The sequence below is a fragment of the Pseudomonas sp. NFR16 genome, from assembly GCF_900108875.1.
Lineage (GTDB): Bacteria > Pseudomonadota > Gammaproteobacteria > Pseudomonadales > Pseudomonadaceae > Aquipseudomonas.
The window spans coordinates 463,672-484,248 of sequence record NZ_FNYJ01000003.1 but is presented as its reverse complement, the minus strand read 5'-3'; the positions used below and the strand labels follow the sequence as shown (position 1 = coordinate 484,248).

The 20,577-nt window shown below is 60.4% G+C and carries 16 protein-coding genes; 9 read left to right on the top strand and 7 right to left on the bottom strand.

Features of this window, described 5'->3' with window-relative positions:
• Positions 1-191: 191 nt before the first annotated feature.
• The 3 genes from BMZ10_RS15170 to BMZ10_RS15160 form a co-directional block, all read right to left on the bottom strand.
• Positions 192-2,264, bottom strand: a complete 2,073-nt coding sequence (locus BMZ10_RS15170) for a hypothetical protein (protein WP_093463742.1) — start codon at positions 2,262-2,264, stop codon at positions 192-194.
• A 66-nt stretch (positions 2,265-2,330) separates the two neighbouring features.
• The gene (locus tag BMZ10_RS15165; protein ID WP_093463739.1) at positions 2,331-3,656 is read right to left on the bottom strand and encodes a hypothetical protein; all 1,326 of its coding nucleotides are present in this window, start codon (positions 3,654-3,656) and stop codon (positions 2,331-2,333) included.
• A gap of 181 nt (positions 3,657-3,837) precedes the next feature.
• A complete protein-coding gene (locus BMZ10_RS15160) occupies positions 3,838-4,800 on the bottom strand; it encodes a zinc-binding dehydrogenase (RefSeq protein WP_093463736.1) in 963 nt (320 codons plus the stop codon).
• A gap of 156 nt (positions 4,801-4,956) precedes the next feature.
• On the opposite strand from BMZ10_RS15160, the gene BMZ10_RS15155 reads away from it, so the two are divergent.
• Entirely contained in the window at positions 4,957-7,038 is a 2,082-nt protein-coding gene (locus tag BMZ10_RS15155) for a carboxy terminal-processing peptidase (protein WP_177182131.1), read from the top strand.
• A gap of 125 nt (positions 7,039-7,163) precedes the next feature.
• Complete coding sequence (locus BMZ10_RS15150) at positions 7,164-8,957, top strand: bifunctional diguanylate cyclase/phosphodiesterase (RefSeq protein WP_093463730.1); 1,794 nt, start codon at positions 7,164-7,166, stop codon at positions 8,955-8,957.
• Positions 8,958-9,197: 240 nt separating this feature from the next.
• Here the strand turns inward: BMZ10_RS15150 and BMZ10_RS15145 are convergent, their stop codons facing one another.
• The 4 genes from BMZ10_RS15145 to BMZ10_RS15130 all read right to left on the bottom strand — a co-directional run bounded on the left by BMZ10_RS15145 (position 9,198) and on the right by BMZ10_RS15130 (position 11,783).
• Positions 9,198-9,575: a hypothetical protein gene (locus BMZ10_RS15145; protein WP_093463727.1), complete on the bottom strand. Its 378-nt coding sequence runs from the start codon at positions 9,573-9,575 to the stop codon at positions 9,198-9,200.
• Complete coding sequence (locus BMZ10_RS15140) at positions 9,572-9,916, bottom strand: helix-turn-helix domain-containing protein (protein WP_093463724.1); 345 nt, start codon at positions 9,914-9,916, stop codon at positions 9,572-9,574. The genes BMZ10_RS15145 and BMZ10_RS15140 overlap by 4 nt, the downstream gene beginning before the upstream one ends.
• A gap of 220 nt (positions 9,917-10,136) precedes the next feature.
• A complete protein-coding gene (locus BMZ10_RS15135; protein WP_093463721.1) occupies positions 10,137-10,586 on the bottom strand; it encodes a YkvA family protein in 450 nt (149 codons plus the stop codon).
• A 414-nt stretch (positions 10,587-11,000) separates the two neighbouring features.
• The gene (locus BMZ10_RS15130; protein ID WP_093463718.1) at positions 11,001-11,783 is read right to left on the bottom strand and encodes a BamJ family beta-barrel-assembly machinery protein; all 783 of its coding nucleotides are present in this window, start codon (positions 11,781-11,783) and stop codon (positions 11,001-11,003) included.
• 393 nt (positions 11,784-12,176) lie between these two features.
• Between BMZ10_RS15130 and BMZ10_RS15125 the strand changes: the two genes are divergently transcribed.
• From BMZ10_RS15125 to BMZ10_RS15095, 7 genes are all read left to right on the top strand, one after another.
• Positions 12,177-13,226, top strand: a complete 1,050-nt coding sequence (locus tag BMZ10_RS15125; RefSeq protein WP_093463715.1) for an ABC transporter substrate-binding protein — start codon at positions 12,177-12,179, stop codon at positions 13,224-13,226.
• A 12-nt stretch (positions 13,227-13,238) separates the two neighbouring features.
• Positions 13,239-14,165: an ABC transporter permease gene (locus BMZ10_RS15120; RefSeq protein WP_093463712.1), complete on the top strand. Its 927-nt coding sequence runs from the start codon at positions 13,239-13,241 to the stop codon at positions 14,163-14,165.
• Positions 14,165-14,962 carry an ABC transporter permease gene (locus BMZ10_RS15115; RefSeq protein ID WP_093463709.1) on the top strand — a complete coding sequence of 266 codons (798 nt, stop codon included), beginning with the start codon at positions 14,165-14,167 and terminating at the stop codon, positions 14,960-14,962. Before BMZ10_RS15120 ends, BMZ10_RS15115 begins: the two co-directional genes overlap by 1 nt.
• A 261-nt stretch (positions 14,963-15,223) precedes the next feature.
• Positions 15,224-16,684 carry an NAD-dependent succinate-semialdehyde dehydrogenase gene (locus tag BMZ10_RS15110; RefSeq protein ID WP_093463706.1) on the top strand — a complete coding sequence of 487 codons (1,461 nt, stop codon included), beginning with the start codon at positions 15,224-15,226 and terminating at the stop codon, positions 16,682-16,684.
• Positions 16,685-16,833: 149 nt separating this feature from the next.
• Positions 16,834-17,922: an ABC transporter ATP-binding protein gene (locus tag BMZ10_RS15105; RefSeq protein WP_093463703.1), complete on the top strand. Its 1,089-nt coding sequence runs from the start codon at positions 16,834-16,836 to the stop codon at positions 17,920-17,922.
• Positions 17,923-18,492: 570 nt separating this feature from the next.
• Positions 18,493-19,782 carry a 4-aminobutyrate--2-oxoglutarate transaminase gene (gabT, locus tag BMZ10_RS15100; protein WP_093463700.1) on the top strand — a complete coding sequence of 430 codons (1,290 nt, stop codon included), beginning with the start codon at positions 18,493-18,495 and terminating at the stop codon, positions 19,780-19,782.
• Positions 19,783-19,873: 91 nt separating this feature from the next.
• On the top strand, positions 19,874-20,560 hold the full coding sequence (locus BMZ10_RS15095; protein ID WP_093463697.1) for an HAD family hydrolase: 687 nt from the start codon (positions 19,874-19,876) through the stop codon (positions 20,558-20,560).
• The last annotated feature ends 17 nt before the right edge of the window (positions 20,561-20,577 follow it).

Here is a 20,577-nt window from a genome sequence, read left to right as displayed (position 1 = left end):
TAGAAGCGCCGTAGGATGAGGGCGCGAAGACTACCTTCTTCAAATTTGCAGCTATGTAGGATTCTTCCTAACGTTTTGAGCGTAGCATCCTACGATAATTAATTATTACCTCTCGTCTTTAAATCCGACCGCGAAAAAAGGCAAGACCGCAACTATGCAGTCTTGCCCAGGCCTGATAGCGCCTTGCTACCTCAAATTTTGCCCAATACAGGACGGGCCGAGCGGACGAAGATCGGCGGGCATTTACCTCCCGCCGAGCGGATAGAGTTCGGCGGGCACGTCCCTCCCGCATTCACCGACGAACAGCGAATCAACAGCGACCCCTCCATCGGGGGAACAGTATCCGAGGTGTACGTCAGCTTCACCGAACCGTTTCGGCCCGCAGGAAACACATGCGTGTCGAACGGCGCGAATAGCTCAACGAATCCCTCGATCGCCTCGTCCGCTGTGATCGTTTTATTATGCACGATAGGGGCTCCTTCCGGCACGGTACCCACGCTGTCGCTATAGGGTTGCCAACTGAATGTCAGCGTCTCCCCGCCCTTGAGCAGTGGAGCGTTGCCCGGCACGTTGACCGTCACGTGCTGGTCGGCGCCAATGAAGGAGTCGCAGTTGAGGATAAGTTCACCGCTGGGCAACTCGACCGCATCCGGAAACTCTGGCGCGGCCAGGATGATCGGCAGCGCCGCCGACACGTCTACCAGCGTGGGAACGCACGACTCGACATTGCCGCTGTCATCGGCAAGACCCACGGTGTAGAAAACCGCCACTTCGGTACTGCTGGGCAGGTCCTTGATGTCGTCCCACTGCACCGTCAATGTATATGGACTGCCTGGCGCGCCCGTCACAGGGTTGAAAGTCCCGACGGGATGATCCAGCGAGTGCCAATAGAGAATAATTCGCTCTCCGGTTCCGATGGGGTCGTACAGGTCAAACGTCACGTCGACTGGAAGGTCTGCATCATCGGCGTTCAGCAGGTTATCGGCCGGGTTCGGGCCGGTCCCGCGTACCGTGACCCGTGGCAGGTTTGGATTGATCGGTCTGGGTCGATCAGGGTTGACCGGGCCGGGCACGAAAAAGTCGACAGCGATGGTCGTGGTATCCGAGCCGAACGTCCGATTGCCGCGCCTCACGTCATAACTGATCGGCGTGGCAACCTCGCCAGGCCCTGCACCATAGGCGGGCGCCAATATGGTGGTGTAGGGGACGTTGAGGATGATGGGGTCCTGCGCGCTGGTCATCTCATGGAACACCGGGGTTGGTGACGTGCCCCACGTCAGGATGAGCTGGTCCCCTTCCAGCCAATTCTCATAAAGGGGAATCTCGACCAGGTTGTCCCCCAGCAGCACGTCATCCAGATTCAAAACCCCGTCGTCGTCAATGCGCGGCACCAACGGCGCGTCCAGCGGCGCGACAGGTAGCGGCTTGATGAAAAGCCCTGTTTGCGCATTATCCGAGGTAGCGCCACGGTTACCAACCTTGTCCACCAGCCGGTAGTACAGAAATATCGTCCCGTCCTTCAGGTTATCGAAGGCTGTTGCAGGCACTTGCATCTTCACGGTTTTATCTGGCTCGCTGGGACCCAGCTCGCTGGTGAACACGGGGTCCGTCGGCAGTGTGTTCTCGTTATGCACATAGAGTTCCAGAGAATCACCCGTCTGTTTGTCGCCATAGGGCGCAATGATGATTTCCACCCCGTCATTGGCGGCCAGATATTCGCCGGTGATACCGTCCGAACCGATCGAGACATCGGAAAACGTGAGTTTATTGGGTGACTGATTGGCATTAGGCGGGGTCTTGTCGATGATAAAGGTCGAGACCTCAGAATAGGTCCTCGTCGAATTCCACAGATCTACGAAATAACGCAGCTCGAACCGGCCTTCGACAGCAAAGTTGGAGCTCGCCAGATTCAAGGCAATCGGAAAGTCTCCTGGGTGGTTGGCCCCTGGAACAGTAATGGGCCCTTGCGCGTCCTGCCAATCACTGGAGGCGGCTGGCTTCCACTGAAACTGCAGGATGTCGCTATCACCCGACTCGGCATATTCAGGCCACCCGTCAATTCGGATCTCCATGTCTTTTTCCTGGTCCTCTCTGGGAACCAGCCCTGCGAACTGCACATCGCCATTCCACCAGTCCGGTGGCACCGGCGCTGACAACAAGTCCAGAACACCTTCATTCAGTGTCAGGCGTTTTTTCTCCCGGCTGATAGCGCCTGCCAATGCGAACCTGAGAAGGTCGAACTTTTTCGATGATTTGCTGCTCATGCCATTTCTCCCTGAGTTGACGCTCGCCGCTCGAGCCCGGCGAGTCCTGATTCCCTGCTTGTGGATCTATCTACTGCCACGCCCCCACGCTCGAAACAGGCGCGCGAGAAAACTACAGCTCCTACGACAAAATTCGCATCCGCTCCCAGCAGACGTAACGCGTGGTGGCAGTGACGCAACGGGCCCGCAGATCTCACCGCCCGGCAATTGCCGATTGATCTTCACCAGTCCCTCGTAGGAACCGCCCGACTGGCCGCTCACTTTCGTCAGGCGATAACTCGCCACGGCTGACCCCTCGATGATGGGTTCAATGTGCGGGATGAAAGGCTCCACGAGGATGTCCAGATAATCGTCTATGACGTTCTGCGCACTGATCTCGCGGGAAAAAGTCCCCTCGGTTCCGGCAATGGGGTCATTGCCATTTAACGTGCGATAGCCCTGCCAGTGCAGCGTGATCTTGTCCTGGTACTCAAACAGATTACGCACGAACTCGATCCTTACCCGGATGCCGTTCCAGGGCTCGTGCGCACAATGGATATAACCGTCGAGCGTGGCATCCGGGAACCGAGGCTCAGGCAGATCGCCCCCCGGCAAAGGCTTGAGCGTTACCGTTGCGGCGGTCTCGCGGGAAAAAGTCTGGGTTTCGTTACCGGCACGGTCGCGCACCTTGTAGGTCGCGTAGAAATCTCCGTCCCGGTCAGGTGCACGGATGACGCTGCCAGGTAGCACGATACGAATGTCGCCGGCACCTATTTCAGCCTGCGTCACTGTCTTGCTGGCCACAACATCAGAGGTGGGCGGGTTGTCCTGCGACCAGTAGAGATCGACGGTGTCACCGGCTTCAGCATCCAGGTACACAGGACTGGGCAGCCTCAGTTCGACCTCATCGTTGTGATTGGTCAGATACGCTTCATCGATGACGCCACCGGGCAGATCGGCAGGCAGCAACAGCGCAAGCAACTGCTGATCGTAACTGGGAGGACGGGTGTCGATCGTGACGGTGCGACGCTCGGAAGACACGCTGGTATTATTGCTACCGGTAACCACATACCAGACCTCATACACACCGTCAGGCTGCAGGAGATTCTTGTCCACCGCCATGGCGAATGGAAACAGCGCCGTATCCACCGGCCCATCGAATCGTTGGGTCGCCACGGGATCGCCGGAGGCAGCACCGCTCCAGAACAGCGTCACGGTGTCCCACTCATCCCGCCCCGCGTAGCTGGGCCAGAGCGGGATCAGAACAACAAGGTCATCGAGCTGCGTTCCAGTGAGCACCAGGCCCTGCGGATCATTGGGATCGATGATCGCCGGAACCTGCGGCACCATCAGACTGAAATGTGCGGTGTCACCGTTTCGCCACGAGGACGTAGCTGTCCGATCCTTGGTCATGTGGTTCCCATCCCTGTCCGTGGAAACGCTGTCGGCCGGCACAGCGGCTTTGACAGCGCAACAGGTCTTCATTGAGAACCATTACAGCGGGCTTGGCTACTGTCAGAAATGACAGTTCCGGTCACCGCCGGTCGGATCCGGCGGCGTGTCAATCAACCCTGCGACCAGTGCGTAATAGTGATCACACCAGCGCTTCGTCGATCACCAGCACCACCTTGCCCGAGACCTGATTGGTGGCCAGCTCGGCGTAGGCTTCTTCGGCCTCGCTGATCGGGAAACTGCGAGCCAGTTGCGGCTTGAGGCGGCCCTCGGTGAACAGCGGCCAGACGTGCTGGCCCAGATCGGCGAGCAGGTCGGCCTTGAACTGATCGTCGCGGCTGCGCAGGGTGGAGCCAAGAATCTGGATGCGTTTGCCCAGCACTTGGGCGAAATCCAGTTCTGCCTTGCGGCCCCCCATCAGACCGATCAGCACCAGACGCCCGTCGGTGCCCAGCACCTTGAGATTCAGCGTGGCATAGTTGGCGCCGACCGGGTCGAGGACGACGTTGAACGGCGCGAAGTCGCTCAGGCCATCCAGGCTCTCGGTACGAACCACGCCCCCCTGCGCGCCGAGGTCTTCGCAATATTTCAGACGGTCCGCCGAACCGACACTCACCCAGCAAGGGTTGCCGAACGCCTTGCACAGCTGAATGGCAGCTGAACCAACTCCACTTGCTCCGGCATGCAACAACACTTTTTCGCCGGGCTTCAGACCCGCCAGCTGGAACAGGTTCAGCCAGGCCGTCGCATAGACTTCCGGAATGCCCGCCGCTTCATGCAGCGACACGCCCTCTGGTACCGGTAAAACATGCCGTGCGTCGACGACCACTTCTTCGGCCATCGCCCCGCCCGCAACCAGCGCACAGACGCGGTCTCCGACCGACCAGGAGGTACCGGAACCCACTTCGGCGATGACGCCGGAGCACTCCATCCCAAGGATTTCCGTGACGCCGGGCGGTGGCGGATACAGCCCCGCACGTTGCAACAAATCGGCTCGGTTGAGCCCCGCCGCCGCGACCCTGATGCGAACTTGCCCTACATCGAGCGTCGGTGATGGCTGTTCAACCCATTCCACATGACCTTCAACGCCTTGCAATGCTTTCACGGTGCCTCCATAGTGAGTCTGGACTGAGTCCGATGTGCCTCCTGGCACTCGGGCTTTCTTGCATTATGCGACCGGGTTCCCCTCTGTCCGGGGCGGAACCGGCGACCTCAAAGACGGCCTACTATGCGTTATCAATTGTCCCCGCGTCGAATCAGCATGAAGCAATTTTTGCCCAGCACCACCCTTGCATTACTCCTCGGTCTGACCGCACTGCCCATGTCGGCCAGCACTTTCGCAGCCAACAGCTGGGATAATCTTCAACCTGATCGCGATGAAGTCATCGCCAGCCTGAATGTCGTGGAGCTGCTCAAGCGCCACCACTACAGCAAGCCGCCGCTGGACGACAAGCGTTCGGAAATCATCTATCAGAGCTATCTCAAACTCCTCGATCCTGCGCGCAGTTACTTTCTGGCCAGCGACATCGCCGAGTTCGATAAATGGCGCTTCCAGTTCGACGACTTTCTCAAGAGCGGCGATCTGAATCCGGGATTCACTATCTACAAGCGCTACCTGGACCGAATCAAATCACGTCTGGACTTCGCGCTGGCCCAGCTGGACAAAGGCGTCGATAAAATTGATCTGAACACCAAGGAAACCTTGCTGGTGGATCGCAAGGACGCGCCTTGGCCCAAGAACGAAGCCGAACTCGACGACCTGTGGCGCAAGCGCGTCAAGGACGAGGTGTTGCGCCTGAAGATCGCCGGTAAAGACCCGGCCAAGATTCAGGAAACCCTGACCAAGCGCTACAAGAACCAGCTCGCGCGGCTGGGTCAGACACGCAGCGAGGACATCTTCCAGGCGTACCTCAACACCTTCGCGATGTCCTACGATCCGCACACCAACTACCTGTCACCTGACAGTGCGGAAAACTTCGACATCAACATGAGTCTGTCGCTGGAAGGCATCGGCGCGGTCCTGCAAAGCGACAACGACAACGTCAAGATCGTGCGCCTGGTGCCGGCCGGCCCTGCCGCCAAGACCAAGCAAGTGGCCACCGCCGACAAGATCATCGGCGTGGCTCAGGGCGACAAAGAAATGGTCGACGTGATCGGCTGGCGCCTGGACGAAGTGGTCAAGCTGATCCGTGGTCCGAAGGGCTCGGTGGTGCGCCTGGAAATCATCCCGGCCAGCAACGCGCCGAACGATCAGACCACCAAGATCGTGTCGATCACCCGCGAGGCGGTGAAGCTTGAAGAACAGGCCGCCAAGAAGTCCGTGCTGCACCTGAATCAGGACGGCAAGGACTACAAACTGGGCGTGATCGAGATCCCCGCTTTCTACCTCGACTTCAAGGCCTATCGTGCCGGCGATCCTGAGTACAAGAGCACCACGCGCGACGTGAAGAAGCTGCTGACTGAATTGCAGTCCGAGAAAGTCGACGGCGTGGTCATCGACCTGCGCAATAACGGTGGCGGCTCGTTGCAGGAAGCGACCGAACTGACCAGCCTGTTCATCGACAAAGGCCCGACCGTGCTGGTACGCAACGCCGACGGCAAGGTCGACGTGCTGGAAGACGAAAACAGCGGCGCGTTCTACAAAGGGCCGATGGCGCTGTTGGTCAATCGCCTGTCCGCCTCGGCTTCGGAGATTTTCGCCGGCGCCATGCAGGACTATCACCGCGCATTGATCATCGGTGGCCAGACCTTCGGCAAAGGCACCGTGCAGACCATTCAGCCGCTGAACCACGGCGAGCTGAAACTGACGCTTGCCAAGTTCTACCGGGTCTCGGGTCAGAGCACCCAGCACCAGGGCGTGCTGCCTGACATCGCTTACCCGTCGATCATCGACACCAAGGAAATCGGCGAAAGCGCGCTGCCTGAGGCGATGACCTACGACACCATCAAGCCTGCGATCAAGCCGGCAGTGGACCCGTTCAAGCCGTTCCTGGCACAGCTGCAGTCGCGCCACGACGTGCGTTCGGCCAAAGACGCCGAATTCGTGTTCGTCGAGCAGAAGCTGGCGCTGGCCAAGCAATTGATGAGCGAGAAGACCGTCAGCCTGAACGAGGCCGAGCGTCGCAGCGAGCACGCCGATGTCGAGAACAAGCAGCTGGTGATGGAAAACACCCGTCGCAAGGCCAAGGGCGAAGAGCCGCTCAAGGAATTGAAGAAGGAAGACGAAGACGCGCTGCCGGTGGACGACGACAAGACCAAACCGGAAGACGACGCGTACCTCTCCGAAACCGGACGGATCCTCATCGACTACCTGGGCTTGAGCGGTTCTGTGGCAAAGAAGTGAATCGTCAGGGCTCATGAAAGACGATAGATGATGGCAAATCGTCATCAAATAGTCATGAATCTGTCGTGAAATAGCGGGGCTTGGCGCCACAGTGCCAAGCCCCTTTTTCTTGCCCCGAGATTGCCATGACCGTAACTGAACAGCTGAGCGCACTGAGTTCAATTCTGACTCACAGCGACTTGCACAGCCTGTTCCAACCGATTGTGTCGCTATCGGATCGCCGTATCCTGGGCTACGAAGCCCTGACCCGCGGCCCATCCAACAGCGCGCTGCACTCCCCTGTCAGCCTGTTCGCCGTGGCGCGACAGGCGGGCCGCCTGAGCGAACTGGAACTGGCTTGTCGTGAATCGGCATGTCGGCGCTTCAGCCAGCAGAAACTCGAGGGAAAGCTGTTCCTGAACATTTCGCCCGAGTCGCTGCTTGAAGCCTCGCACCCGCCCGGCCGGACATTGCAGCTGCTGCAGCGCTACGGCATTCCGCCGAATCAGGTGGTGATCGAACTCACCGAACAGACGCCCACGGATGATTTCGGCCTGCTGTACAACGCGCTTCATCACTATCGCGACATGGGCTTTTCCATCGCCCTGGACGATCTGGGCGCCGGCTATTCCAGCCTTCGTCTGTGGTCGGAGCTGCGACCGGATTACGTGAAGATCGACCGGCACTTCATCGATGGCATTCATCAGGACGCGGTCAAGCGTGAGTTCGTCGGCTCCATGCTCCAGATCGCGAAGGCCTCAAGGGCGCTGGTGATCGCTGAGGGCATCGAGCTGCAGGAAGAGCTGTCGGTGTTGATCGACATGGGCGTCGAGCTGGTTCAAGGGTATCTGCTGTGTCGCCCGCAGGAGACGCCGCCCCGCGACGCGCGCGCCCTGCTGCCAAAGATTGATCCTGCGGCGGCAACGCTCGCTGAAGAAGGCAGCGACCTCACTGCGCTGCTCAACGAACTGCCCGCAGTGATCCAGACCACCCCGACCGCAACGGTGCTGGAAGCTTTCCGTAAACAGGCCAATCTGAACTCGCTGGCCGTGCTGGACGAACAGCAACAACCGATCGGCATCGTGCATCGTCATTCGCTCTCGGACGTGCTGTTGCAGCCATTCGCCACTGAGCTGTATGCGCGCAAGCCCATCAGCCGGCTGATGAGCGATGACTTTCTCGCCGTGGAGCTGAGTCAGTCGCTGCAGCAGGTCAGTCGGCTGATCACCAGCCGCGCCCGACAGCGGATCGAAGAAGACTTCATCATCATGCACAACGGCGTCTATCTGGGATTGGGTCGGGTGATCGATGTGCTCAAGCTGATCACCGAACTCAAGATTCAGCAGGCGCGCTACGCCAATCCGCTGACCCTGCTGCCCGGCAACGTCCCGATCCAGCAGTGCCTGACCCGTCTGCTGCAACAAGGCCGCGAGTCGATGATCTGCTACGTGGATATCGACAGCTTCAAACCCTTCAACGACCTCTACGGTTACGGGCGCGGGGACGAAGTTCTGCTGTGCCTGGCGCAGTGCCTGAACGACCGTATCGACCCGAGCCGTGACTTCGTCGGGCACATTGGTGGCGATGATTTCCTGATGGTGCTGAGCTCGGAAGACTGGCGCAAACGGCTGAACCTGCTGCTCGAGGATTTCCAGAATCAGTGTCGGCGCTTCTATCGCGCCGAGCATCTGGAAGCGGGCTGTTTCATCGCCCTCAACCGTCAGGGCCAGCGCCAGGAATTTGCGCTGCTGTCGCTGTCGATCGGGGTCGTGCACCTGCACGCGCAGGTCTGCAGCACCCTCGACGCCAGCCAGCTGGCGGAACTGGCATCACAGGCCAAGCACCACGCCAAGGACGTCGTCGGCGCCAGTATCCACGTCATCGACACCCTTGAGGCCGACGTCATGGCAGCGTTGAACCAGGCGATTTCCGCAAGCTGATCGCAGCCGCCCGAATGAGCGCCTGGTCACGACAAAGGCGAAATACGCGCCGACAGTGTGGGAGAACCCGCGACACCCGACGCCTTCCCGGCTGAAGCCGGTCCTACGAAAAACTCCCGGCGCTTGTAGGACCGGCTTCAGCCGGGAGGAAGCTGGTTAATGCTGCGCAGATGCAGCGTCTGGAAATCAGCGTGCGTGAGCCCAGCTCACTTTCCACCCGAATGACAGTTGGCGCGCTTTTTACGGCTCGGGTTTTGCCGGCTCCGGATAGACGAATTCGAACACGCGCACGACTTCAGCGGCGTGCCAGGAGGCGGCTGCGACGCCGTCGGAAGGGCCTGAAAAGCGACCCAAGCGTTCAGCGCATTCGAAGAAGCCGGTGCGGGGCAGTCGGCTGGCGCCCTGGCTGATCACCAGCGAGCTGCGCAGCGGTTGTTCGGCGCGGGCGTCCAGCGCCGCCAGATGTTCGAGCGCGGCCGTCAGCGTCTGCATCGCAGGGCTGGGCAGCTGCAGCCGCTCCAACAGTGCACGGTAGGTCACCAGATGCCGTTGCCGGCGCGCCAGGTCAAGCTCAGCGATAAGCCCCTCCCAGTGCTGACGGCTGATGCGCACGCTCATGATTCACCCCGCCAACCCGACACCCCCAGCTCCCACGCCAGGCTTCGTCGGATAGCGGCGTCAGGCTCGCGGCTGCCATTTTCAATCAACTCCAGGTAGGACGGACTAATGCCCACCGCCCGGGCCAGTCGGGCCAGTTCCAGACCTTTGGTCCGGCGCAGCACACCCACCTGATCGAACGAAGGAAAGTCATCGGAAGCGGCCGGACCGCCAGGCTGAGCAGCCGACGGCGCCTGCGGTGAGTCGGATATCCCGGCGGCCTTCAACAGCGCCTGATACTGCGCCCACGGCAACACCGCATACTCGGGCTTTCCCTCGCGAGAAATAACCTGAAGATCCATACCACCCCCTGTAGGACAAAAAGATGCTTCGTGTAGTCTTTTTCTTCGTATAAGGCATCTTAACAGCGCAAAGCCCCCGCCTGCGTACGCTCAGTCGACACAGTTTTCTCAGGAGCGACGTTTTTCAGGGGGATAACGGCCATTTGCCGCAATCAGGCGGGATTTCCAGCGAGGCGGCAACGCCGATGGCATCGCCCTCTGCTCGCGACTCAGAACGGTTTCAGTCCTTCTTTTCCTGCTCGAGCATCTTTGGCGTGGCAGGCAAGCGCTCCACCACCGCCAGTTTTTCCGGGGTCTGCCGGTCGCGCCATGCACGAAACGCGGTGAGCTCCGCTTCCAGGTTTTTCATCACCCAGGCAAGCACGGCGATGTCGTCGAGCATGCCAAGTCCCGGTATCCAGTCCGGAATCGCATCCAGCGGGCTGAGGAAATACATGAGCCCGGCGACCACTGACAGGATCGCCTTGCCGCTGATCGCCCGGTATTCCCCACGCCAGTAAGCCAGGCACAGCGCCTGGAGCAGCTTCAGATCCTCCTTGAGCTTGCCTAACCGGTTGCCTTCGCTGGCCGCCTTGCCGGCAACTGCAAACAGCAATGCCGGCAACCGACCTGCCGCCATGAGCCTTTTCGCCATGGGCAGGTAACGAATCAGATTCCAGGGTGCTTTCATGTTCACTCCAGCGATATCGATAAAAATCGACCAATCGGTCAACCGCTTCTGATGAAACGCCCTGCTTGTCGAGCACTCGCTGACAGGCACCCAAGGTTATCCACACAAATTGTGGATAACCTTGTGAACAGAGCCCGGTTACGGCGCCGAAACGCCCGTTTTATAGGGCTCTGGCTTAAATCGCGCGTTTTTTACTCACACACATAAACGCAAATAATCATTGACTCAGAGACTTCACGGGGCTAGCCACAGGCGGTATCAGGCTTGATCGAAGCCCCGACAAATCCCCGCTTTCGCCTGTCCACTGACGGTATTGGGACTGCCCTTACCGGGTCAGGTTCGATCTTTTTCGGCAAAAACAAAAATGCCCCGTCTGGGACGGGGCATTTGTTCAAGCGGCAATCGAGGTGTCGATTACTTCTTGGCTGCAGGCTTGGCAGGTTCGTCTGCCGGTGCAGTCTCTTCTTCGTCCGCGCCTGCGGCAGGGTCATTGGCGCCTGCAGCAGGGTCTTTGATGCCCAGCAGTTCGAGGTCGAATACCAGCACCGAGTTGGCTGGAATCATCGGGCTTGGGCTCTGCGCGCCGTAAGCCAGTTCGCTCGGGATGTAGAGCTTGATCTTCTCGCCGACATGCATCAGCTGCAGACCTTCAACCCAACCTGGAATCACGCCGCTGACCGGCAGGTCAATCGGGCTGCCGCGCTCGACCGAACTGTCGAACACCTTGCCGTCAGTCAGCTTGCCTTCGTAGTGAACGGTCACGACATCAGTCGGCTTGGGCACAGGGCCGTCGGCTTTCTTGATGATTTCGTACTGCAGGCCGGAAGCGGTGGTGGTGACTTCCTTGCGCTTGCCGTTTTCTTCGAGGAACTTCTTGCCGGCCGCGGCCGACTCTTCGCTCATCTTGGCCATGCGCTCTTCAGCGCGCTTCTGCAGTTCGCCGAAGGCTGCTACCAGCTCTTCGTCTTTGAGTTTCTGCTCTTTCTTGCCGACGGCGTCTTCGATACCCAGCGCTACGGCTTTGGAATCCAGATCGTCCATACCTTCCTGAGCCAGGCTCTTGCCCATGTTCAGGCCGATGCCATAAGAGGCTTTCTGTGCCGGGGTTTTCAGCTCAACGGTGCTGGCTTGCTTGTCGCAGCCCGCGAGTACCAGACCGACCAGGGCAATCGCCGCTGCCAACCGATGCTGTTTCATCCTGTTTCCTTGTTCATGCGCCAATAGGGCAAACGAGTAAAGCCGCGAGCTTATCAGGCTGCCGCGATCAATGGCTACCGGCATGAGAGGGGGAAAAGGCAGATAAGTTCAGGTAACCAAAGGTTTTCTTGTCCCATCGAGAAAGCTGTTCAGTTTTGGTTCAGGCGCCGCGCGCGGGAGTCGGTTGCGCGGGTCACGAAATGGACAGGAAGCGAAACGCAGGACATGCCGTTCGCGTTCACTAATTCGCAATAAAGCACTTTTCGAGGGGGCATTTATGCCCGCTTCATTCATGGACAAGACAGTACATTAGGGCTGCATGGTCCCGCAGAGCGACCGACAACAAAACCTCCCGCTCGCTTGATAAATCTGCCCACCATCCGGAGTCTTTTCATGAGCAAACCCTGCAACGCTTTGAAGCTGGCGAGTCTGGCGCTTTTGATCGGTGGCACCCAGCAGGCCTTCGCCGAGGACATCACGTTCGTGTCTCAGGGAGGGGCTTATCAGGAAGCGCAGAGCAAGGCGATCCTTGAACCGGCGGCGAAAAAACTGGGGCTGACGCTCAAACAGGACAGCTCGCCCAAGGCTTACCCGATCATCAAGACCCAGGTGGAAAGCGGCAAGGTCACCTGGGATGTGGTGGACCTGCCGACCGGCGACTGCGTGCGTGGTCAGCAGGAAGGCCTGTTCGAGAAGCTCGATCCGGCGCTGGTGCCCAACGCCGCGCAATTGCCCGCCGAATTGAAAGATGAGTACAGCGTCGGCTACATCAGTTACTCCACCGTGCTGGCTTACCGCACCGATGCGTTCAAAGGCGATCACGTGCCGAAGACCTGGGCGGATTTCTGGGACACCAAAAAGTACCCCGGCCAGCGCTCGCTGCGTAACCTGCCGCGTCCGACGCTGGAAATCGCGCTGCTCGCCGACGGTGTGCCGGCAGACAAGCTGTACCCGCTGGACGTCGACCGCGCCTTCAAGAAACTGGAGCAGATCAAACCGGACATCGCCACCTGGTGGACCTCGGGCGGTCAGTCGGCGCAGCTGATCAGCGACGGCGAAGTCGACATGATTCAGGCGTGGAACGGCCGCATCAGCGCGGTGCAGGCGGCAGGCGCGCCGGTCGCTTTCGATTACAACCAGGGCGTGCTGGAAACCAATTCGCTGTGCGTGCTCAAGGGCACCCCGCACAAGACCGCCGCCATGAAGTTCGTCAACGAAGCCATCGATGCGAAGTTGCAGGCCGCGCTGCCGATGATCATCGATTACGGCCCGCTCAATCCAGAGGCGTTCAAGACCGGCGTGATTCCTGCCGAACGTGAAGCCCGTCTGCCATCTTCGCCGCAGAATATTTCGCGTCAGGCCCTTTTGTCCGCGCAATGGTGGGCCTCGGACGCAGGCGTCAAAGCCGAAGAGCGCTGGCTGTCCTTCGTTCAGAAAAAGTAATGGGAGGCTCCAATGTCCAACGCTTATCTTGCCAAATCCCTGCCCGACTCCAGCGATCAGTATCCGCCACCGATGACCGATGAACAGGCATTGGTGCGCGAGGAGCGCAAGGAGCATGCCTCGATGCTGTTGCTGCTCGCCCCGGCGCTGGTGATGGTGGTGGTGCTGCTGATCATGCCGCTGTGCTGGCTGGCGTTTCAGTCGGTGCAGACCGAAGACGGCTTTTCACTGGCCAACTACCTGCGCATCTTTCAGGAGTCCATTTATTGGGACACCTTCGCGCTGACGTTCAAGATCAGTTTTCTGGTGACGATTCTGTCGATCGTCATGGGCTTTCCCATCGCTTACGCGGCGTCGCGGCTGCACGGGTTCTGGGCCAATCTGGTGTTGATCTGCGTCATCCTGCCGTTCTGGACCAGCGTGCTGGTGCGTTCCTACGCCTGGCTGGTGCTGCTGCAACGTCGTGGTCTGGTCAATCAGACGCTGATGGACCTGGGCATCATCGACCAGCCGCTGAACCTGATGCACAACACCACCGGCACCGTGATCGGCACGTTGCATGTGATGCTGCCGTTCATGGTCCTGCCGCTGTATTCGGTGATGAAAAAGATCCCGCAGGATCTGATGCAGGCCTCGGAAAGCCTGGGCGCCAAGCCGTTTTATACCTTCCGCCGCGTGTTCCTGCCGATGGCTGCGCCGGGCATCATGGCCGGTTCCATTCTGGTGTTCGTGATCTGCCTGGGCTTTTTCATCACCCCTGAATTGCTGGGTGGCGGGCGCACGATTCTGGTATCGATGCTGGTGCAACGCAACGTCGAGCTCTATCACGCCTGGGGCGCGGCCAGTGCGGTCGGTCTGGTGTTGCTGTTCGTGGTGTTCCTGATTTTCTGGGGCATCAATCGCTTTATCCCCATCGAACGCATTCTGGGAGCACGCTGATGAACCTGCTTGCCAACCTGCGCCACCTGCGTCTGTCCCGCGTGCTGTTCACGCTGCTGGTGGCGGTGATTCTGCTGTACCTGATCATCCCGGTGCTGATCGTGGTGCCGATGTCGTTCTCCGAAGCGCGCTTTCTGCAGTTCCCGCCCAAGCAGTGGTCGTTTCACTGGTACGAGGCGTTCTTCAACAGCGTGGAGTGGATGTCGGCGGCCAAGGTCAGCCTGATCACTGCGTTCTTCACCATGGTGATCAGCCTGCCGATCGGCATGGCCGCCGCCTACGCGATCAACAATTCGAGCCTGAAGGTGGTGCGCACGCTGCAGATCGTTCTGCTGTTGCCGATGATGGTGCCGATCATCCTGATCGCGGCCGGAGTGTTTTTCGTCTATGCGCGGGTGGGTTTGATCAGCACGATGACCGGTCTTGTGCTGGCGCACATCATGCTGGCGCTGCCGTACGTGATCATCGCGTTACTGGCCGGGCTGCGTAATTTCGACATGTCTCAGGAGATGGTCGCGCGCAGTCTCGGGATGAACCGCTTTCGCGCGTTCATGGCCGTGACGCTCCCGCAGATCAAGCCCAGTGTGGTGTCGGCCACCCTGTTCGCGTTCATCACGTCGCTGGATGAGACAGTGGTCGCGCTGTTCATTTCCGGTGGCGATAACCAGACCCTGACCAAGCGCATGTTCACTGCCCTGCGCGACGAAATCGACCCGACGATCGCTGCCATCAGCTCCATCCTGATTCTGGCATCGCTGATCCTGGTGGTGATCGCAGGGCGCAACAAGCAGGGGTGATTGGCTGGCTTTACTTCTGATCGTTCCCACGCTCCGCGTGGGAATGCCGCCTGTGACGCTCCGCGTCACGCCGGGGACGCGGCGCGTCCGGGGGAGCATCCCCGCGCAGAGCGTGGGGACGATCAAAAACACCCCAGCACAGCCTGCCGTCAATCCTCGCAATTCAGCATCAATCACCCGCCCAACCCTTGATCTCGGCATCGGCCGCTGGGCGCGGGTTTTTACAATGAGTCCATCCTTCGTACCCTCAAGGCCCTGATCATGTTGAAAAACCAGCTGCGTGACCCTTCCCTTCTCGTCGAACGTGCCTACGTCAATGGCGCGTGGATCGAGGCCGATGACGGCGCGACCCTCGATGTGACCAACCCGGCGGACGGCAGCGTCATCGCACGCGTTCCCGCCTTGCAGGCACAGGAGACTCGCCGCGCCATCGAAGCGGCCGAGGCGCGCTTCGCCAGTTGGCGCGAGGTGCCCGCCGCAGAGCGTGCGCGTTACCTTGAGGTGTGGTTCAAGTTGATCATGGACAACCAGGAAGACCTGGCCCTGATCATGACCGCCGAACAGGGCAAGCCGCTGGCCGAATCCCGTGGCGAGATTGCCTATGGCGCCAGCTTCGTCAAATGGTTTGCCGAAGAAGCGCGGCGTATCTACGGCGACACGATTCCAGCGCCCACTGCCGATCGGCGCATTCTGGTGCTCAAACAGCCCATCGGCGTCGTGGCCGCCATCACGCCCTGGAATTTCCCGAACGCCATGATCACCCGAAAATGCGCCCCGGCATTGGCGGCGGGTTGCCCGGTGCTGGTCAAGCCGTCGGAAATGACGCCGCTGTCCGCGCTCGCCCTTGCTGTCCTGGCCGAGCGCGCAGGCATTCCGGCCGGTGTCTTCAACGTGCTGACCGGTCTGCCGGCCGGCGTGGGCGGCGAGATGACCGCCAACCCTGCGGTGCGCAAGTTGTCATTCACCGGATCGACTCGCGTGGGTCAACTGCTGATGAGCCAGTGTGCCGCAACCATCAAGCGCCTGAGCCTTGAGCTGGGCGGCAACGCGCCCTTCATTGTGTTCGACGATGCCGATCTGGACCTGGCCATTGCAGGCGTCATGCAGAGCAAATTCCGCAACGCCGGGCAGACCTGCGTCTGTGCCAACCGCATCCTGGTGCAGGATGGCATCTATGACCGTTTCGCCGAGCGCCTCAGCGCTGCGGTCGCCGAGCTGAAAGTCGGTGACGGTCTGCAGAACGGCGTCACCATCGGCCCGCTGATCAACGCCGCGGCAGTGGATAAAGTCGCCCGCCACATCGATGACGCGCTGGAGAAAGGCGCGAGTATCGTCGTCGGCGGCGCGCCGCAAGGCGACGGCCTATACGTCCAGCCGACCGTGCTGCGCGATGCCAGCGCGGACATGCTGCTGGCCAGCGAAGAAACCTTCGGCCCGGTCGCCCCGCTCTTCCGCTTCAAGGATGAAGCCCAGGCGCTGGCGTTGGCCAACGCCACGCCTTATGGGCTGGGTGCTTATTACTTCACGCAGGACATGCGGCGCGCCTGGCGCGTGGGCGAGCGTCTGGAGTTCGGCATGGTGGGCCTGAACACCGGAATCATTTCCATGGAAGTCGCGCCGTTCGGTGGCATGAAGCAATCGGGCACGGGGCGCGAAGGCTCCAAATACGGGCTCGATGAATTTCTGGAAGTGAAGGCCTGGCACATTGGCGGGCTCAACTGACCCCGCCCTGCGTTCACTGCTTCGCCCCCGCCGCCGGACAGCAGATCGTGTTTTTCCGGCGGCCCAAAACGGCACGAACCGGGCCTGCGCCTGTGTTCAGATGACAGGCAGATCTTTCGGGCCAACCCCTTCTGCAAAGAGGACGCTCCATGAATTTCACTGAAGGTTTTGAATCGGTCAGCGTCAACAAGGTGTGCAAGCACTACGGCAGCCTGAAAGCGCTGAACAACGTCGACCTCAAGGTCGAGGCCGGGGAGTTCATGTCCTTACTCGGCCCATCGGGATCGGGCAAGACCACCTTGCTGAGCATCCTCGGCGGCTTCATCCGGGTCAGTTCCGGCAGCATTTTCTTCGGCGAGCGGGACGTCACGCTGATGCCGCCGCACAAGCGCGAGATCGGTGTGGTGTTTCAGAACTACGCGCTGTTTCCACACATGACCGTGGGCGAAAACGTTGCCTTTCCACTGCGCGCACGCGGGGAAAGTGCAGCCAAGAGTCGCGACCGCGTAAAAAGCGCACTGGCGACGGTCGAGCTGTCCGGTTATGAGGATCGCAACATCGCGGCGCTGTCGGGCGGGCAACGGCAACGGGTCGCACTGGCGCGGGCAATCGTGTTCGAGCCCAAACTGATCCTGATGGACGAGCCGCTCTCGGCGCTGGACAAACAGCTGCGCGAGATCATGCAGATCGAATTGCGCGCGCTGCACAAGCGGTTGGGCGCGACGATGATTTACGTCACTCACGACCAGCGCGAAGCCCTGACCATGAGCGACCGAATTGCGATCATGCGCGGCGGTGAGCTGGTGCAGGTTGATACGCCCCGTCGCCTGCACGATCATCCGGCCAACGATTTCGTCGCAAGCTTCATCGGCGAAAGCACGCTGGTGCCGCTGCAACGTGGCGCGGACAACGGCCTGACCCTGGGCGCGACCACGCTGCGCACCACACGGCCGGTGCCTGCTTCGGGTGACGTCTTCCTGGCCCTGCAATCGGAAAAGCTGCTGCTGGACAACGCAAGCTCCGGGCCTGAGTGGAACCGTCTGCGGGGCCGGGTTTCCGACATCGTCTTTCAGGGCGAGAGCCTGAAAGTGTTTGTCGATCTCGAAGGCGGCCCGACCGTCAGCCTGCGTCAGCCGAGCCACCATGAGGGCAATATGAGTCTGCCGCCCATCGGCTCGCCCATGCTGATGCGCCTGCATCCTGAAGACACCATCGTCGTACCTCGCGCCGGGGTTTGATCGACGGGTTGAACCTGCGGCCAGACCTGTAGGCGTGAGCCGGCTGCTTTCAAGGCCCCTTCGATCAACGGCGTAACACCCGACGCCTTCCCGGCTGAAGCCGGTCCTACGAGCGTCAGTAGGACCGGCTTTAGCCGAGAACAGCCCGGTGCATCTAAAGCCGGTCCTTTGAAAAGCTCGCAGATTCCGTAGGACCGGCTTTAGCCGGGAAGAGGCCAGTGCATGCCGTGGAGATGTAACGTCTGGAATCCGGTCTTCGCGGGCAAGCACGCTCCTACAGATTCTGTGGTTGCAGCGATCCCTGTAGGAGTGAGCTTGTTCAATTGGGCTTGCCTGATGACCACTTTTCATCCGACACACCCCGTCGCGAGCGCACTCACGCCTCCAGCAGTTTCAGGCAGCCTCAAAGGGTGTGAGCCTTACCACAAACACCCCGCAGCGAAATATTCCGAAACACCCCCTCAAAACAGTCGATCACAGCGCTGGCCAGCCCAAGTTCAGCGCTTGTGATTCCGGGCAGTCCTTATGCTGATGGCATCACCCGCCCTATTGGCAATCACGGAGATCGAGATGAATTCTGCACTGACTGAAAACCAGCGCTTGCTGGCCCTGCGCGAACAACACGTGCCGCGCGGTATCGCCACCGCTCACCCGGTGGTCGCTGCGCGCGCCGACGGTGCCGAGCTGTGGGATGTCGACGGCAAGCGATATCTGGACTTCGTGGGCGGGATCGGCGTGCTCAATGTCGGCCACAACCATCCTGACGTGGTCGAAGCGGTGCGCCGCCAGGTCGGTGAGATATCCCACGCCAGCTTTCAGGTCGTCGCTTACGAAAACTATATCCAGGTCGCGGCCCGGCTGAACGCGATGATCGGCGGTGACGCACATTACAAAAGCGTACTGTTCACCTCCGGCGCGGAAGCGGTCGAGAACGCCATCAAGATTGCCCGCGGTTACACCAACCGCACCGCCGTCATCTCCTTCCGCGGCGGCTTCCACGGTCGCACCCTGCTGGGCGTGACGCTGACCGGCATGAGCCAGCCCTACAAACAGAACTTCGGCCCCTTCCCCGCCGAGGTCTACCACGCCACTTACCCCAACGCCTATCGCGGAGTGAGCAGTGACGATGCGCTGGCCGAACTCGATGAGCTGTTTGCCACCGACGTCGCGCCCGATCGCGTGGCTGCGATCATCATCGAACCGGTGCAGGGCGATGGCGGTTTCCTTGCAGCACCCAAAGCCTTCCTGCAGGCCCTGCGTGAACGCTGCACCCAGCACGGCATCGTGCTGATTCTGGATGAAATACAGGCAGGCTTTGGTCGCACCGGCAAAATGTTCGGCTTCCAGCACGCCGACATTCAGCCGGACCTGGTGACCGTGGCCAAGAGCCTCGCCGGCGGGATGCCGCTGTCAGGCGTGGTCGGTCGCGCCGACATCATGGACGCCCCGACACCGGGCGGCCTCGGCGGCACATACGGCGGCAATGCAGTCGCTTGTGCTGCGGCGCTGGCGGTCCTTGATCTGTTCGAAAAGCAGGATCTGCTAAGCCAGGGTGAAACACTTGCCACGCAGTTGCGCGAAGGTCTGCAGGCGCTGCAAAAGCGCTATCCACGCATCGGTGACGTGCGCGGTCTGGGCTTCATGCTGGCGATCGAAATGGTGGCCGACGACGCTCGCCAGAGCCCGGATGCAGCCCTTGCGCAGAAGGTCATCGATGAGGCGCGCAATGCCGGTCTGCTGGTGATCAAGTGCGGCGTGCATCGCAACGTGGTGCGCTTCCTGGCACCGCTGGTGGCCACGCCGGCGCAAGTGGCAGAGGCCTTGCAGATGCTGGACAAGGCATTGGCTGCGGCCTGCTGATACACGGCAATACCCACGGCCCGACCTGCATTGGCAGGCTCGGGCTCAGGCTGCATCACAGGGAACCGTCAGCGCTGTTCAGGAGCAAAACATGAAAGTCACCCAGTACAAAGCGCTCGGGCTGTCCATCGCCACTGTGGTTGACCGCGAACGGGGCATCCTTGAAGGGCTGCGACCGCTGGCAGTGCAAAGCGAGGCGCTCACCAGTGACGCGCAACTGCTCAGTGCTTACCGACATGTGGCGCAGGAGCTGGCTGTAGCGCCGGTTCAGGTCAGTGCCACGGCATTCCATGGCCAGCTTTACCAACGTGTGGCGCAACAATTGCAAATCATTCCCGGCTGGGACGAAAGTGTTGCGTTTAGTAGCTCTTCGGCGCAGTGGCCGATTTTCGAAGACGCTCCGGGTGCGCTTCAGTACCTGAGCAAGTTTTACCGATTGATACTGATCGCCCCACCCCAGGGGGTCGATGCAACGGCGCTGAGCAAGCGTCTGCCCATCGAATTCGACGCGATCATCGAGCCGGGCGCAGACGACTGGCATGCCAGCCTCGCTAACGCCTTGCATCGTCTGGGTCTGGAACGATCAGAGCTGTTACCGGTGCGCAGTACCGAGAGTGACGACCCGTGGACCGACCGGGTGGACTTTCCGGTCTGCACACTCCGCCGCGGCCATGACCGGCCGTGGAACCATTCGCCTCAGGCAATGGATGGCAAGCGCTGTGAATACGCCAGTCTTGCCGACCTGGCCCATGCCCATCAAAAGGCATTGCACGCCTGAGACCGACAGCCCGGATA